Raw genomic sequence first — 14894 nt, 5'->3', positions numbered from 1 at the left:
TCGTATATTCAAGTGCGAATCCCTTTTATTAAATGCGAGCTCGTATTAAATAAGAGAAAGGAGGGAGGATGATGAACTTCCCTGGAAGTGAGAGTGATTATTTATATGAGCCATTATATGTATGTGTATTGTTACTATTGTTAGGATTAATCTTTTTTGGCATATTATTATATTGTGTTCTAAATATAAAATTCCATATACTAGGATATGTTTTGCTTACTATATCATTTGTCACTTATTTGCTCGTCGGCATCTATATGGTGGGTAAAGGTTATTACTATGATACAGACCCGAGAGAAGGTCATATTTTTAGAGAATATGGATTTTTAGAGCTGATTCTATTAACATACCCATACATTTTCCTAACTCTTGCCTGTTGTATAGGTCAAAAAAAATCAGCTAAATAAAAAACAGCACTCCTTAATGTTAAGGAGTGCTGTTTTCTATATTTAACGGTTTGCTGTTGTAGTAGTGTCCTTTTTGTCTGGGCGTTCCTTGCCGATGCCAAAAGCGAAGAAGCTGATGACAACTAAGAGAAGGAAGATGATTCCGACAACAAGAGAGACTTGTGTGTCTTTATTGAAGGCCATGCCGACAAGGACGATTAATAGAAATACGATAGTTGCATAATTTGTTACAGGTGCAAATGGCATTTTAAATGGATGGCTGCCCATTTCGGCTGCTTTCGCTTTTCTGAAACGAATTTGGCTGATTAAGATGACAAACCATGGCACCATTCCTGGCAAGACACTTGCACTATAAACGTAAACAAAGATGCCCTTTGGTGCGATATAGCTTAAGATAACACCAACTAATAATCCGACCATAACGCCGATTGTGCTGAATAATGGTACGCCATTTGAAGTTAGTTTTCCAAAAAAGGCTGGTGCCTGCTTGTTCATTGCTAATGTATAAAGCATGCGTCCTGCACTGTAAATACCGCTGTTGCAGCCTGACATGGCAGCAGTGATAACAACAAAGTTAATAATACCAGCAGCAGCTGTGATACCGACTTTAGCAAATGTTGCTACAAACGGGCTGCCGACAGAGCTGAGCTGATCCCATGGATACACTGTAACAATAACGAAAATCGCGCCAATATAGAAAATAAGAATGCGCCAGATAATGCTGTTGATTGACTTTGTTAGTGTTTTCTTTGGATCTTTTGCTTCTCCAGCAGTGATCCCAATCAATTCAACTCCTTGATAGGCACCGATAACAAGAGAAAGGGCAAAGAAAAATCCTGTGAAGCCGCCTGAGAAGAAGCCGCCGTGTGCCCACAGATTTGATAAGCCGACAGCTTGTCCGCCGTTTCCAAATCCGAAGAAGATAATGCCTAAGCCTGCTACAATTAAGAGCACGATTGTGACAATCTTAATCATGGCAAACCAAAATTCAAATTCTCCGAAAGATTTTACTGAAACTAAATTAGCAGCACCTAGTATTGCCATGGCGATTAATCCTGGAATCCATGGCGGTAAATCAGGGAACCAGTAGTTCATATATTCTCCGACAGCAATGATTTCTGACATGCCGACGATTACCCACTGGAACCAGTTGCTCCAAGCAGTCATATAGCCTGCAAGCGGGTGGATGTATTTATGGCCGAATGTGGCGAAGGAACCTGTGCTAGGCTCTAGATAAAGCATTTCTCCCATTGCCCGCATGATAAAGAATACGAACATTCCAGCAATTGCGTATGCAAGCAAAACGGATGGGCCTGTCCAGCCGATTGTACTGGAAGAGCCTAGGAACAGTCCGACTCCGATTGTTCCGCCTAATGCAATCATCTGGATATGACGTGATTCTAAGCCTTGGGAAAGCTTGTTGTTGTTTGACATTTATATCCCCTCTTTCACGATTTAGCAGCCGTAATTTTCAAAATATGATAATGCTCATGGAGTAGGTTTCCGGCAACGAAATGATGAAGTTGGAATAAAACCAATCTCATTTCTTGCAGTTTTATTAAAAAGCATCTTTCAGCTGGTTATCTATAATTCTTGATTCAACTTAACTATCATAATAAATTTTTCCTAAGAATACAATTGTATTTCTGGAGAGTACAATAAGAAAGGGTTTTCATGAACAAGAATTCTTTATTTTGCAATAGTGTGTGAATAATGAGACAGCGTTTGAAACCGCAAGCTACAAGGGTAGAAGAAAAATAAAGCTATATAACAATAAAGAAATGATCTTTTTGCGATTTCTGCAGATTTTTTGACAAAAGACACATAATCTAGCCGTAAAAAAACAATCATAAATTTTTACCAATTCCACCAATCAGATGGTAGAATAAGAGAAAAGAATGTTCATCATAAAGAACGTGTTAATACTATTATGTTGCATGGGAGCAATGGATATGATGGGGAGACCTCCAAATATGAAAAGAACTGGACAAGTTGTGTTGGTGTTAGTTTCGGTCCTATTTACGTTGTATCAGAAGATAGCAGACCAAGAGCCTTTCTTTACAATCGACTTCTTCATTTTTACGGCCATTGCATGGTTTGTCGGCTATCATATTGACTTAGGCAGCTATTTTGAGCAAAAAGCCCGTTCGAGTGAGACCAGCTACAGGCTGCTAGTTGATTCCCTGCCAGAGCCGGTGTTTATTCATCACAAGAACAAAATTATCTATGTGAATAAGGCAGCAGTTCTAATGATGGGGGCGAACTCTCCTAGTGAGCTGATTGGCAGGTCCTTCGGAGAATTCATTGCACCTGAATATAAGGAACGCTGGGAAATGCGGATGAGTCTTGTCAAAACAGAGAAGAAGCCGCTCCACAATATTGAATATAAAATGATGCGATTCGACAAATCGGTGTTTTATTTTGAGGTCAGCTGTCTGTCGATTGCCTTTGACGGCAAGGATGCCGTTCTTTCCCTCGGCACAGATATTACAGAGCGCAAAGAGCAGACGAACCAATATGTGCAGAAGTCAGAGAAAATGGCGCTGCTCGGGCAAATGTCTGCAGGAATTGCCCACGAAATCCGCAATCCTCTTACTTCCATCAAAGGATTTATTCAGCTGTTAAAGTCTGATGATAAGCAGAATGAATATTTGGATATTGTTCTATCCGAAATAGAGCGAATAAATACGATTGTCGGAGAGTTTTTGTTTCTTTCTAAACCGACTGCAGACGTTTATAAAAAGAAAAATATTAAAGATATTATTAAAGATGTTGTCACCTTTATCAATGCTCAGTCCAATTTGTATAATACACAAATTTACACGAAGATGGATGAAGACATCCCGATGATTTTTTGTGAAGAAAACCGTTTGAAGCAAGTATTCCTTAACCTTCTGCAAAACTCGATCGAAGCAATGCCAAACGGGGGAATTATTGCGATAACAGTAGAAGCGCTAGAAGAAGACAAGATATCAATTCAAATTGTCGACCAAGGGATCGGCATTGAAGAAGAGAGACTTGCGACACTCGGCGAACCTTTCTATACAACAAAGGAGAAGGGGACAGGACTTGGATTAATGACCTGCTTCAAGATAATTGAAGAGGGCCATCACGGCCAATTAAACATTAAAAGTAGGGTAGGTAGTGGGACGACTGTGGAAATAGTGCTGCCAAGCCTTACACAGGAAATGTTAGGAGGGGGCAGCAACTCCAAATTTGCCCAATGAAAAGAGCAGGCTAACGTAAACTAGCCTGCTCTTTTTATACGGGTTATTTATTAAACTTATCTTTCATTTTATCCTTTAACTTTTCACCCATATCTCTTTCTTTGTCTCGGACTTTCTCATTTCTTTGCGCCTTTTTCGCAGCATCGATAGCTTTGTCTTTGTATTGGTCAAAGTTACTCATTTCTATCATCCTCCTTAAAAGGTTATAAAGTATATATAGACCTTCTGACAGAAGATAAACTGCCAATAATAGGTAAAGATTTTAAAGCGCGTTGTTTATTACTTTTTTATAGTATAGGACAGATAATAGTCCAAAGATGGAATAGAGAAGCGTGTAGACGACCATAACAGTAAGCATTGGTGTCCATGCTGTTCCGAAAAAGAACCAGCCTGATTGGACAGCAAAATAACTGTGAGCAAGACCAATCACAAGGGGAATTCCGAAGCTGAACAGCTGCTTGCCTTGAATTCCTCTGAGCAGATCACCCTTCGTATAGCCAAGCTTTCTTAAAATCGTGTAGTTATGCTTTTCCTCTTCGCCTTCATCCATCTGTTTAAAGTAAAGAATACAGCCGGAAGTGATAAGGAAGGTCAAACCTAGAAATCCGACGATAAACATAGTCAGTCCCATATTAGACTTGTTGTTAGTGGCCATATCGAGACGGGAAAGGCTGAATTCCTGCTCCTCTAATTTAAGGTCATGGTAAATGTCATTCGCTTTTTCAATCTCCGCGTTTTTGTTAATATTAACTCCGAAATAAGTGCTTGAAGCTAACTGCAGCTTGTCATTTTTGTTGCTGTTAAGCTGAGCAAATACCTTTTCGTCGACAATCGTTGTCGGCATCCCGCCAGCTGTGTACTTATAGGATATAACTGGCACGTCATCTAAACCAATGAGGTGCAGCGGGATTGCTTCGTCCTTTGTTTCAAGCGTTATATCTCCAGTGTTTTTCATCGGCATAAATTCTTTTAATGCACCATCATAGTTTGTGAATAATGATTCATCCTCCTCTAAATCGACCCCTTTCACACTGTTTTCGCTTACAACAGCAAGTGTCGTCATATTCGGGTCGAAATTAAGATTGTTGAAATCCGCCTTTAAAATTTTGCCGATATTAATATCAGCCATTATTACGTCAATCTTTGTTTCGTCATATGCTATCTTATTTTTGGTTAATTGTTCTGTAAACAACGCAGCTTCCTCACTCGATCCGAATGAAAAATTAGCGGGGATGCTAGTCTCTGCATTTTTCTCAGCAGAATAGTAGGAGATATAGCATAACGACAGCAAGGCAATCGCAAGCGCTGATACAGTTGTGATAATGGTTAACAGAAGCGAATTGGATTTCATCTTGAACATGATGCTCGATAAAGACAGGACCTCATTAATGTTTAAATAGCCGTTTTTGCTTTTGCGGACAAGATTGAACAGAAAGCTGACAGACCCTTTATAGAAGAGATAGGTGCCAAGTATAACAGACCCTAATATAAAGGCCATCGCACCAAACAATGCATTCATTGTCTGAAAATCGCCATCAAACAGCTTTGACGAAACATAATAGCCTGAGATGATTCCTGCTATCCCGATAATCCCGATAATAATCTCCATGACGGACATTTTTTTAACTCTGCCTTCTGCAGATGATGTTACTCTGAACAAGTTTAAGATTGTTTGTCTTTTAATGAAGATGTAATTCATCAGCATAATGAAGATATAGATGACTGCAAACACAAGAATTGTCTGTACTAATGCCTCATTTGAAAAATGAAGTTTTGCAATTCCTTTTACGCCAGTTATCTTAAATAAAACTAAGATAATTAGCTTTGAAAAGGAAAAGCCGATGAAGGTACCGATGAAAAGCGCTCCAAAGTATAACAGGAAGTTCTCCATTCCTAGAAGCCAAAAGATTTTTTCCTTCGTCATGCCAATCAGCTGGAACAGTCCGATTTCCTTGCTGCGTCTTTTAATGAAAATCATATTCGCATAAAAAAGAAAAATGGAGACGATAACGACTAACAAGATAGAGGCAACTTTAATGGCAGCACCGCCTTTAATCGTTCCTTCCACCGAATCCATAGACGGATCATATTGAAGGGTGACAAAAGCGAAATACAAGCAGACACTGAAAATCAAGGCAAATACATACAAGTAATAATGCTTGATGTTTTTGACAAGGTTGCGAAAAATGAGCTGATTAATGTTCATATTGCACCCCGCTCAAAATTCCTTGTGTCTTCATGATATCCTGGAAGAAATGCTGCCTGTCCTGCTCTCCCTTATTTAACTGTGTGTAAATTTGTCCATCTTTAATGAAAATGACCCTGCTGCAATAGCTCGCAGCAAGTGGATCATGTGTAACCATCAAAATGGTTGCGGCAAGTGTTTCGTTCAAGCTGCTCAGCTTGTTCAAAAGATCAGAAGCTGATTTACTGTCCAATGCACCAGTCGGCTCATCAGCAAAGATGATGCTCGGCTCATGGATAAAAGCTCTGGCTGCAGATGTGCGCTGCTTCTGGCCGCCGGAAATCTCGTTTGGATATTTATCCTTTAGCTCAAATATGCCGAGCTCATTGGCGATTTTTGTAAAGCGGTTTTCTGCTTCCTTTCTTGGTGTTTTCGTTATCGACAAGGGAAGAAGGATATTCTCCTTCACTGTCAGTGTGTCGAGCAGGTTATAATCTTGAAAGATGAAGCCGAGGTTGTTTTTACGGAACTGAGCAAGCTGCTTCTCCCTCATCCCGGTTATTTCACTGCCTTCAATTTTAATGGTTCCGTTGCTTACTTTATCTATGGAAGACAGCACATTAAGCAATGTTGTTTTTCCAGAACCAGAAGCTCCCATAATGCTGACAAACTCGCCTTTTTGAACAGACAGGCTGACACCTCTGAGCACCTCTTGTTTATTAAATTTGTTTCCATAGCTTTTTTGAATTTGATTTGCTTCTAATATCATCAAATTAAGTCACTCTCCTAACCACTTGTTTATATCTACATTATAGGCACCTCGAACTGTCTCATCCTTCGAATCAGCGAACAAAATAGAAGAAGCATGTGACAGTTTTGTCACATGCTTGCATTGCTTAACAAATGGACAAAGTCATTCTTTCTTGGAAAGGTCAAGGTGAATGCTGTTCCTTTTTGCGGCAAGGAATCGACTTCCATTGTAATATGGAGGGTATCTGCTGCCTTTTTGGCAAGGTATAATCCCATGCCTGTCGCATGCTGGTTTTGATGGTTAGCTGTAGATGTGAAGCCTTTATCAAAAATACGCGGCAAATCCTTTTTCTCCATGCCGATTCCAAAATCACGGATTTGCAGTATAATCTGCTCGTCTTTCCTGCTGCTTGTAATGACAATATCTGCTTTTTCGCTGTATTTAACGGCATTTGTCAGCAGCTGTCTGATAATAAATGCCAGCCATTTACTGTCTGTCAGCACTGCGGTTTCTGAAAGCTCAACCTCAAAACCAATTCCTTTTTGGATACACCATGTCTGCAATGTGCGAATTTCATCGTACAAAATATCCTCTAAAGATACTTTTTCCACATACAAATCATTTTGCATGAAAGGCAAGCGTTTTGAATGAAGCTGCTGGTCAAGAAGATGATGTATCCGCAGCCATTCATATGTTAAATTGCCTCGCATTTCTTTATCGTCAATCCGGTCAATTAGAAGTCGCAATGTTGTCATAGGTGTCTTTACTTCATGAATCCAAGAGAGGAGGTCGTCTTTTTCTTGCTCTAATGCGACTGTATTTGTGAGCAGCTCTTCTTTTAACAACAAGGTTTGTTGTCTCAGACTTTCGGTGACAATTTCCTCGAATGGACTTTCAGGAACAGCGATACCTGATAAATCAAGATTATCGTCCCGCTCGGTCAAAGTCTTATAAAAAGCTGTTTCCTTTTGATATCTCCAAAACAAATACAGCAGGCAAAACAGCAAAGACAAAAATACAGTATATAGAACTGATGTGAAGGCAATTGTATCATCAAGTGCTGCCACAACCAGATTCAATGCTAGGAGAAACAAAATAAATAAAAGCCAGCTTTGTTTTTCTTTAATAAATTTCCAAATCATACCTCGTCCTCTTCAATGGCAATATAGCCTTGGCCGACTTTCGTCTCAATAAACTTTCCGATTCCAATCTCCTCAAGCCGTTTGCGAAGCCGGTTAACATTCACTGTAAGGGTATTATCGCTTATAAAGCGGCTATCATTCCAAAGATGTTCAATGAGCGTGTCTCGGCTGACAATTTTATTCTTTTGCTCAACAAGCAATTTTAAGATAAAAGCTTCATTCTTTGTCAGTTCGATTGTGCCATTTTCATTAGCTACAGTGTTTGTTTCATAATCGAGGGTTGCACCGCACCAAGTCTTCTTTTCCGTCTGTTCTAGGCTGTAATTGTACACACGGCGGAGAATTGCTTGGATTTTAGCGATTAGCACCTCGAAATGGAAGGGCTTCTGGACAAAATCATCAGCTCCAAGCTGCATCGACATGACCATATCAGTCGGATGATCTCGTGAGGACAGGAAAATAATCGGCACCTTTGATTGAGAGCGAATCATGCGGCACCAATGAAATCCGTCGAACTTCGGAAGCTGGATGTCTATGATAACGAGATCAGGCTTTACTGTCGTAAAGTCCTGCATTACCTTAGAAAAGTCAGTTATCCCATATACTTCATAAGACCACTGGCTGAGCCGGTCCTTTACTTCAGCAAAAAGGGTTGCGTCATCTTCAATTAATAATATTTTGAACAAAAAATCACCGCACTTAAAAAATTGGTTATATTTGTATTATAAACATCGATTGAACTAATGTGTAGTGATGTTTAGTATTTCCTTGCTTAAGTGATACTAAGAGTATTACGCGGGAAGGGAGTTCTACGATTGTTAAACAGAGCAGAATCATTAGAAAGCATTATCGACATTATCCCTATGATGAAAATGGCTATCCCGTTAGACTTGTCGATTGCCATTTGTGATAAAGAAAAGTTTGTCGCCTATTTTCCTGGAGATGCAATCGACTTGAAAATTAAAGTAAACCAGCTGCTTTCACGAGAGGAACCTCTTGCCATTGCTCTTCGGGATAAAAAAGCGTTCAAGTCCTCCGTTCCAGCAAATTTTTATGGGTTTGAATTTATCGGCACAGCAACGCCGATTGTTAATACAAAGGGAGAGGTGATTGGCGGGATTGCTGTGCAAGTGCGCAGGCAGACTGAACTGCGGGAGATTGTCAATCAAATGCTCGCTTCTTTATTGCAGGCAAACAAACAAATTGGCATGATTACAGACAGCTCTGGATCTTTGGCTAATTTCTCACAGGAACTTCTTGGGCAATCAAAACAAGCAGAAGGAGAGGTGAATAAATCGACAGAGGTGTTGTCTCTTATTAAGCGGGTTGCGGATCAGACAAATTTGCTTGGTCTTAATGCAGCAATCGAGGCGGCCAGAGCAGGCGAAAAGGGGAAGGGCTTTGAAGTTGTCGCAAATGAAATTAGAAAGTTTTCCCGAGATACTGTTCAATCAACCCAGCAAATCCACGCTACAATGGAACAGATAAAGGCGGCGACAAGCAGAATGAATCGTTCGATTGAGAAGATAGCATCTATTGGGGAGTCACAGGCAAATTCCATTAAGCAAACATGTGCATTTATGGAGGAAATTCAGGAAATGGCAGTAAGACTGAATCAATTCGCCGATGAATTGTAGAGAATGATTTCTTCCTATTTAGGTGTGTGTTATAGTAGCAATAGCAAGTCAAAAATGCAATGGAGGAAAACAAAATGTCAGAACAAGAAAAGAAAAAAGTAAGCTTAAAGGATGCAATGAAGCAGCAGCTTGCCAATAAAAAGCAACAGTCTCAGCAAGGCCCAAATCTTAACGGCAATACAAAAATGCAAAAGATGAACAGCCAGCAAACGAAAAAAACGAACAACCAGCGAAGAAGAATGGGCGTCTAATGAACGGCCAAAACAGAAAAGACATCACCTCCGGGCTAACGGTTGAAATCGTCTTAAAAGCAGATCAAAAAACAGGAAAGAGAACCGTTGGAGTAGTTAAAGATATTCTCACAAATTCCTCTTTCCATCCACATGGAATAAAAGTAAGGCTAACAGATGGGAAAGTCGGACGAGTGCAGGCCATTCGCTGATTTCCCTTTTTTTTATATCGAGGTAATTAGTACGATATTTTGTTCTTCTGCTAGTACAAGCATTATGAATAAGTAAATGGGAATTAAAATGCTGATTGGTCTGCTGACATCGGTTTCAACTCCTTATTGTTTGTTTTGGAAATAGCTGAAATGTTGTAAAAATTTGAGCACTTTACCAATGGCTTTGGTCTTGAATATTAATCCGGTTGCTTTTAATTATGCAGCATTATTTTATCATGTGATTTGCATTCCAGAAGGTTTTGTTCAATGTTTCGCAAAGAGGTTTGTGAATTGAAAACGCTGCCAAGAAAGTGGGCAGTTGCAGTATAATTAATTGTGAAGGAAAAATGAAGAGAACTATTAAACTAAGATCTTGGAATAAGAAAAACCTTACTATTTATACTATTCCTGCTGCTGCAGCAAAACCGAATCATAAATCCAAAAAATAATGGCACCAGCTAAAACCATTAAATAAAACTCCAGGAAATTAAAAGGATTTTGATGCATAGTCATTAATAAGACAGCATTAGTAATCGCAGAGCCAATCAGATAGATGAGAAGATATTTAATACTGAAGCTTTTAGGCTTTTGGTTCAGCTTAATTTGCAGCGGTGTAGCGATAAACAAATAAAAGAAAAAGATAATAAGAGAAAAAATGATAAGTTCCATAAAAGAAAAATAAGTTGACCGTAATAAAATAAAAACAAGACTAAGCGTTATTGCCGATAGAAGAGAGCAGATGAATGACCTGCCGATAAGATCAGAGTCGATATAAACCTTTTCCATATTAAAACACCTCGATAGGACTGTGTGATAGATTTACAATAAACAAAAAATTCCCCATTATTAGTATATGTTTGTATTCTTTCTTATGTAAGATACTTTCTTCCTAGATACAAATGGCACAACTTTTCGAAAAATAGTTTTCAACCTTTCCTTAAATAAGCTAAAATAATAGTAGTGGATGTAAATAAATGGAGTAATATACTAGAAGATTACCATTTTAGGAGGAACTCACCCGTGTTTAAAAAAATCGCGTCTGATGCATTAGGTTTAAGTGATGTAGGAAGTGTTATTCACCCTTCTGATTATGATAAAGTAGATGCTGATGATTATATCCTTCATGAGGATAATGAAAAAATTTACTTTTTGATTAAATCAAAGACAGATGAATATTGCTTTACAAACAGGGCGTTAGTCCATCTTGACGGTACGAGTGCAATCAGCAAAAAGAGAAGCTTGAAAAGATATTCGTATAAAGAGCATGCGATTTCTGATGTGTCGATGGAAACAGCAGGCACGATTGATCTCGATGTGGAAATTAAGTTTTCGATGGGAACTGTTCCATTCAGCATTGATATACATAAAAACCATATTGAAGCTATCAAGGATTTATATAAAGCATTAATCCGAATCAGTGAACTGACACAGGAAAACGAAATTTCTTTGGAATTTGCGAAGGAAAGTCTGCAAATTACGTCTAGTACATTAGTGCGTGCTTCAATAGAGGGAGATGTTTCCGAGCATTTCCGCAACATTAATGATCAAGTTTTTAACTGGCTCATGAACAGCCGTAAGAAATACAATGTAAAAGATTTCGGCTTCGTATTTGAAAAATATATTAATAATTAATAAACTAGCAGGCATCTTCATAGGAAGATGTCTTTTTGTCTAGTGAAAATCTCAAAAAAAAGATATTCAAACTTTGAACTATTTTATTTAATTTTCAAGACTTTTTAGCATATAATGACCTTATCAACTAAAACGAAAAAGTAAAAGGGGACTAAATGGGACAGCATCCAAAAATAACACATCGCAATAATGTTAAAGTTAGTGGGAACGGCTCCAAAACAATGATCTTTGCCCATGGGTTTGGGTGTGACCAAAATATGTGGCGCTGGACAGCCAGTGCTTTTGAACAAGACTATCAAGTTGTCCTGTTTGACTATGTCGGTTCTGGCAAATCTGACATCTCCCAATATGATCAAGAGAAATATGAAAGCTTGCACGGCTATGTACAGGACGTTCTCGACATTTGCGATGAGCTGCAGCTCGAGGATGCTATTTTTGTTGGCCATTCTGTCAGTTCCATTATCGGCTTGCTGGCATCCTTGGAAAGACCGCAATGCTTTAGCAATCTGATCATGATTGGTCCTTCACCATGCTATTTGAACAAGCCGCCATACTATGGAGGATTTGAGGAGGAAGAGCTTCACGGATTGATTGATTTGCTCGACAAAAACTATATCGGCTGGGCGAAAGGTTTTGCTGCGATGGTCATGGCGAATGAAGACCAGCCTTCTCTTGCAGAAGAGCTGATGATCAGCATTTGTTCGACAGATCCAGTTATTGCCCGTCAGTTTGCGATTGCTACGTTTTTCTCTGATTATCGCCAAGAACTTGCGAAAGCTTCTGTGCCATCCCTTATTATTCAATGTTCAGATGATGTGGTTGCGCCAAAAGCAGTCGGTGAATATATGCATCAAAATATGCGTGACAGTCTTATAAGAGTAATTGATGCAGCTGGACACTGCCCTCATCTGAGCCATCCGGACCAAACGGTTGAATTAATGAGAGAATATTTAGGCACCCTTGATTAAGGGAAAGGAGCTGGTGATGTATGGATAGACAACTGGATGAAGCACCATGCGGCTTTCTAATGCTTTCAGATAACGGGAATATTCTGTCCGTTAACAGAACCTTGCTGGAGCTGTTAGGGTTTGACCGTCATGACTTGATTAATAAGCATATGAATCAGTTATTGACGAAGCCCTCAAGGATCTTTTGCCAGCTTTATTTTTTTCCGCTAATTCGTCATGAAAATAAAATTGAAGAAATGCACTTTTCTCTGCAGAAAAAAGGCGGCGAGGAGATTCCTGCCTTGATTTTTGCAAATAGACATAAGAAAGAAGGCGTCTTTGTCATTGAATGTGTGCTTGTTCCGATGCATCAACGACTTGAGTTTGAAAGTGAGATTTTGAAGGCAAGAAACATTGCTGCTGCAGCCTTGAAGGAAGCGGCTGAAACAAACAAAGAGCTTGAAAAGGTTCTTTGTGAATTGCAAGCTAAACAAAAGGAGCTTATTAAACTCAATAAACAAAAGGAACAATATCAGGAGCGAATCAAAAGGGAGCTGGATTTGGCTAAAAACATTCAGGGCATTTCCTTATCCACTCCTTTCAGTAATGAGGAGATAAGCATTTCTGCTTATTACCAGTCATCAAACGAGCTGTCTGGTGATATGTACAGCTTTTATCAAATTTCTCCAGGCAAGTATGGATTTATCATTCTTGATGTTATGGGGCATGGGATTTCGTCTGCCTTGATTTCCATGTCGCTCAGGTCACTGTTTCAGCTGTTGATTATGAAAGGCGCTACCGCTGAGGAAATTATGGCAGAGCTTGATACACAGCTTCATCTTCTGTTTCGCAATGGTGATGGCATAAAGCATTATTGTACAGCGATCTTTTTAACCATTGACACGAATACAAAGGAGATAGAATACATAAATGCAGGTCACCCTCCGGCGTTGTGGATTGGGAGAGACACAGAAATCACGGAATTCAAATCAACAATCCCGCCAATCGGCATATTTGAGGATTTAACATTCCGAAAAAGCAGCTTTGCTTATCAAGAGGGCGGCAGACTGTTCTTATATACAGACGGTGTAACAGAAGCCATTTCTGCTAACACGCTTAATTTATTGGTGAAAGAACAAGAGCCTATTCACGCTATTAAGGAAAAAATTGTCCATTTTTTAAAGCTCGATGAGGAGATAGGAATAAAGGTAGATGATCGCTGCTTTTTGCTTATTGAGGTGTAGAGGTAAGCTAAAAAGCAGCTTGTTCTTTTTTTACTTTTTTAAAGAGAAGGCAGCCATTGGGCTGTTTTTTTCGATATAATGGTCCTATTTGATGCATCGAAAGGGGAATTATATGAATAAAAAATATCCAGTGGCATTGTGGACATTGGTAATTGGCGCATTTGCAATCGGCATGACAGAGTTTGTTATCATGGGCTTGCTGCCAGAAGTGGCAAGGGATGTTAACTCTTCTATTGCTGCAGCAGGACAGCTTATTACTGGCTATGCCCTTGGTGTGGCAGTCGGCGGCCCTATTCTTGTCCTTATAACCTATAAAATGTCACAAAAGAACTTATTAATGTTGTTAATGATAATATTTATTCTCGGAAACTTAATGGCAACAATTGCGTCAAGCTACGGTGTACTTATGGCTTCCCGTTTGCTGACGTCATTGGCGCACGGCTCGTTCTTTGGAGTAGGAGCAATTATGGCCGCAAGTCTTGTAGAGCATTCTCGCCGTGCCAGCGCAATGGCATTGATGTTCACAGGATTGACAGTTGCTAATGTAATCGGTGTGCCATTCGGTACATTTGTTGGCCAGCAGCTCGGCTGGCGGAGCAGCTTCCTCATTATCGCAGTCATTGGCTTTATTACACTTATTGGAATATATATGCTTGTGCCAAAGCCGCAAGAGCAGAAAAAGGCGGACTTAAGAAAAGAGCTTGCTGTCCTCAAGAACAATCAGTTATGGCTGGCTTTGTTGATTGCAATGTTCTGCTTTGGCAGTGTGTTCACATTGTTCACATACATCACACCGATTTTAACAGATGTAACAGGCTTCCCATCTGCAGCAGTATCGTGGATACTCGTCGTGTTCGGGCTTGGAGTTACAGTTGGCAATATCGTGGGCGGAAAATTGGCAGACTGGAATATTAATTTATCCTTGCAGTATATATTGGTTATCTTCATTCTGTACTTCTTTGTTCTGTATCTGCTGCAATTCTCCACAATATTGATGATTCCAGGCATATTCCTGTTCGGCGTCCTTGCCTTTTCCATGGTGCCAATGCTCCAGTTCCGCATACTCGGGCTGTCAGCAGAAGCACCAACAATTGCAAGCACGCTAAATCAATCGGCAATGAATCTCGGCAATGCCGGCGGTGCATTTGCAGGAGGCTTGTCGGTTACTTATTTGCCACTTCAAGATCTTGTTCTGGTGGCACCAATCATTACAGTAGTCGGATTTGTCTTGCTGTTTGTTCAGCTTAGAGCTGTGAAGACGAAGACAGCATAATGGAAAA

The 14894-nt window shown here is 39.6% G+C and carries 16 protein-coding genes; 9 read left to right on the top strand and 7 right to left on the bottom strand.

Annotated features, from left to right (window positions below; translation table 11 throughout):
* Positions 1-68: 68 nt before the first annotated feature.
* Entirely contained in the window at positions 69-407 is a 339-nt protein-coding gene (locus M3600_RS04505; RefSeq protein WP_237941973.1) for a hypothetical protein, read from the top strand.
* Between the two features lie 42 nt (positions 408-449).
* Here the strand turns inward: M3600_RS04505 and M3600_RS04500 are convergent, their stop codons facing one another.
* Entirely contained in the window at positions 450-1841 is a 1392-nt protein-coding gene (locus M3600_RS04500) for an amino acid permease (protein ID WP_237941972.1), read from the bottom strand.
* A 539-nt stretch (positions 1842-2380) separates the two neighbouring features.
* Between M3600_RS04500 and M3600_RS04495 the strand changes: the two genes are divergently transcribed.
* Positions 2381-3634 (top strand): ATP-binding protein, encoded by a 1254-nt coding sequence (locus tag M3600_RS04495; protein WP_251644814.1) that lies wholly within the window; start codon positions 2381-2383, stop codon positions 3632-3634.
* 43 nt (positions 3635-3677) lie between these two features.
* Here M3600_RS04495 and M3600_RS04490 read toward each other — a convergent pair whose 3' ends face one another.
* The 5 genes from M3600_RS04490 to M3600_RS04470 form a co-directional block, all read right to left on the bottom strand.
* Positions 3678-3815 (bottom strand): hypothetical protein, encoded by a 138-nt coding sequence (locus tag M3600_RS04490; RefSeq protein WP_233315761.1) that lies wholly within the window; start codon positions 3813-3815, stop codon positions 3678-3680.
* A gap of 81 nt (positions 3816-3896) precedes the next feature.
* Positions 3897-5840: an ABC transporter permease gene (locus M3600_RS04485; protein ID WP_251644813.1), complete on the bottom strand. Its 1944-nt coding sequence runs from the start codon at positions 5838-5840 to the stop codon at positions 3897-3899.
* Positions 5830-6591 (bottom strand): ABC transporter ATP-binding protein, encoded by a 762-nt coding sequence (locus M3600_RS04480; protein WP_233315759.1) that lies wholly within the window; start codon positions 6589-6591, stop codon positions 5830-5832. The genes M3600_RS04485 and M3600_RS04480 overlap by 11 nt, the downstream gene beginning before the upstream one ends.
* A 107-nt stretch (positions 6592-6698) precedes the next feature.
* Positions 6699-7712: a sensor histidine kinase gene (locus tag M3600_RS04475; protein WP_251644812.1), complete on the bottom strand. Its 1014-nt coding sequence runs from the start codon at positions 7710-7712 to the stop codon at positions 6699-6701.
* Positions 7709-8398 carry a response regulator transcription factor gene (locus M3600_RS04470; RefSeq protein ID WP_251644811.1) on the bottom strand — a complete coding sequence of 230 codons (690 nt, stop codon included), beginning with the start codon at positions 8396-8398 and terminating at the stop codon, positions 7709-7711. The genes M3600_RS04475 and M3600_RS04470 overlap by 4 nt, the downstream gene beginning before the upstream one ends.
* A gap of 129 nt (positions 8399-8527) precedes the next feature.
* On the opposite strand from M3600_RS04470, the gene M3600_RS04465 reads away from it, so the two are divergent.
* The 3 genes from M3600_RS04465 (at position 8528) to M3600_RS04455 (ending at position 9791) form a co-directional block, all read left to right on the top strand.
* Positions 8528-9349 (top strand): methyl-accepting chemotaxis protein, encoded by an 822-nt coding sequence (locus M3600_RS04465; RefSeq protein ID WP_233315756.1) that lies wholly within the window; start codon positions 8528-8530, stop codon positions 9347-9349.
* A gap of 74 nt (positions 9350-9423) precedes the next feature.
* Positions 9424-9600 carry a hypothetical protein gene (locus tag M3600_RS04460; RefSeq protein ID WP_233315755.1) on the top strand — a complete coding sequence of 59 codons (177 nt, stop codon included), beginning with the start codon at positions 9424-9426 and terminating at the stop codon, positions 9598-9600.
* A complete protein-coding gene (locus M3600_RS04455; RefSeq protein ID WP_233315754.1) occupies positions 9600-9791 on the top strand; it encodes a YwbE family protein in 192 nt (63 codons plus the stop codon). Before M3600_RS04460 ends, M3600_RS04455 begins: the two co-directional genes overlap by 1 nt.
* A gap of 402 nt (positions 9792-10193) precedes the next feature.
* On the opposite strand, the gene M3600_RS04450 is transcribed toward M3600_RS04455, so the two are convergent.
* On the bottom strand, positions 10194-10577 hold the full coding sequence (locus tag M3600_RS04450) for a UPF0715 family protein (RefSeq protein WP_233315753.1): 384 nt from the start codon (positions 10575-10577) through the stop codon (positions 10194-10196).
* Between the two features lie 234 nt (positions 10578-10811).
* Here M3600_RS04450 and M3600_RS04445 point away from each other — a divergent pair, with 234 nt between their 5' ends.
* The 4 genes from M3600_RS04445 to M3600_RS04430 all read left to right on the top strand — a co-directional run bounded on the left by M3600_RS04445 (position 10812) and on the right by M3600_RS04430 (position 14887).
* Positions 10812-11423, top strand: a complete 612-nt coding sequence (locus tag M3600_RS04445; protein WP_251644810.1) for a PH domain-containing protein — start codon at positions 10812-10814, stop codon at positions 11421-11423.
* Positions 11424-11578: 155 nt separating this feature from the next.
* On the top strand, positions 11579-12391 hold the full coding sequence (locus M3600_RS04440) for an alpha/beta fold hydrolase (protein ID WP_233315751.1): 813 nt from the start codon (positions 11579-11581) through the stop codon (positions 12389-12391).
* A gap of 20 nt (positions 12392-12411) precedes the next feature.
* Positions 12412-13614, top strand: coding sequence for a SpoIIE family protein phosphatase (locus M3600_RS04435; RefSeq protein ID WP_251644809.1), 1203 nt, complete (start codon positions 12412-12414; stop codon positions 13612-13614).
* Positions 13615-13726: 112 nt separating this feature from the next.
* Positions 13727-14887 (top strand): MFS transporter, encoded by a 1161-nt coding sequence (locus tag M3600_RS04430; protein ID WP_251644808.1) that lies wholly within the window; start codon positions 13727-13729, stop codon positions 14885-14887.
* The last annotated feature ends 7 nt before the right edge of the window (positions 14888-14894 follow it).

This window comes from Niallia sp. MER 6, from assembly GCF_023714395.1.
GTDB lineage: Bacteria > Bacillota > Bacilli > Bacillales > Cytobacillaceae > Niallia.
The sequence above is the reverse complement of the archived record's forward strand: the minus strand, read 5'-3'. Positions and strand labels throughout refer to the sequence as shown.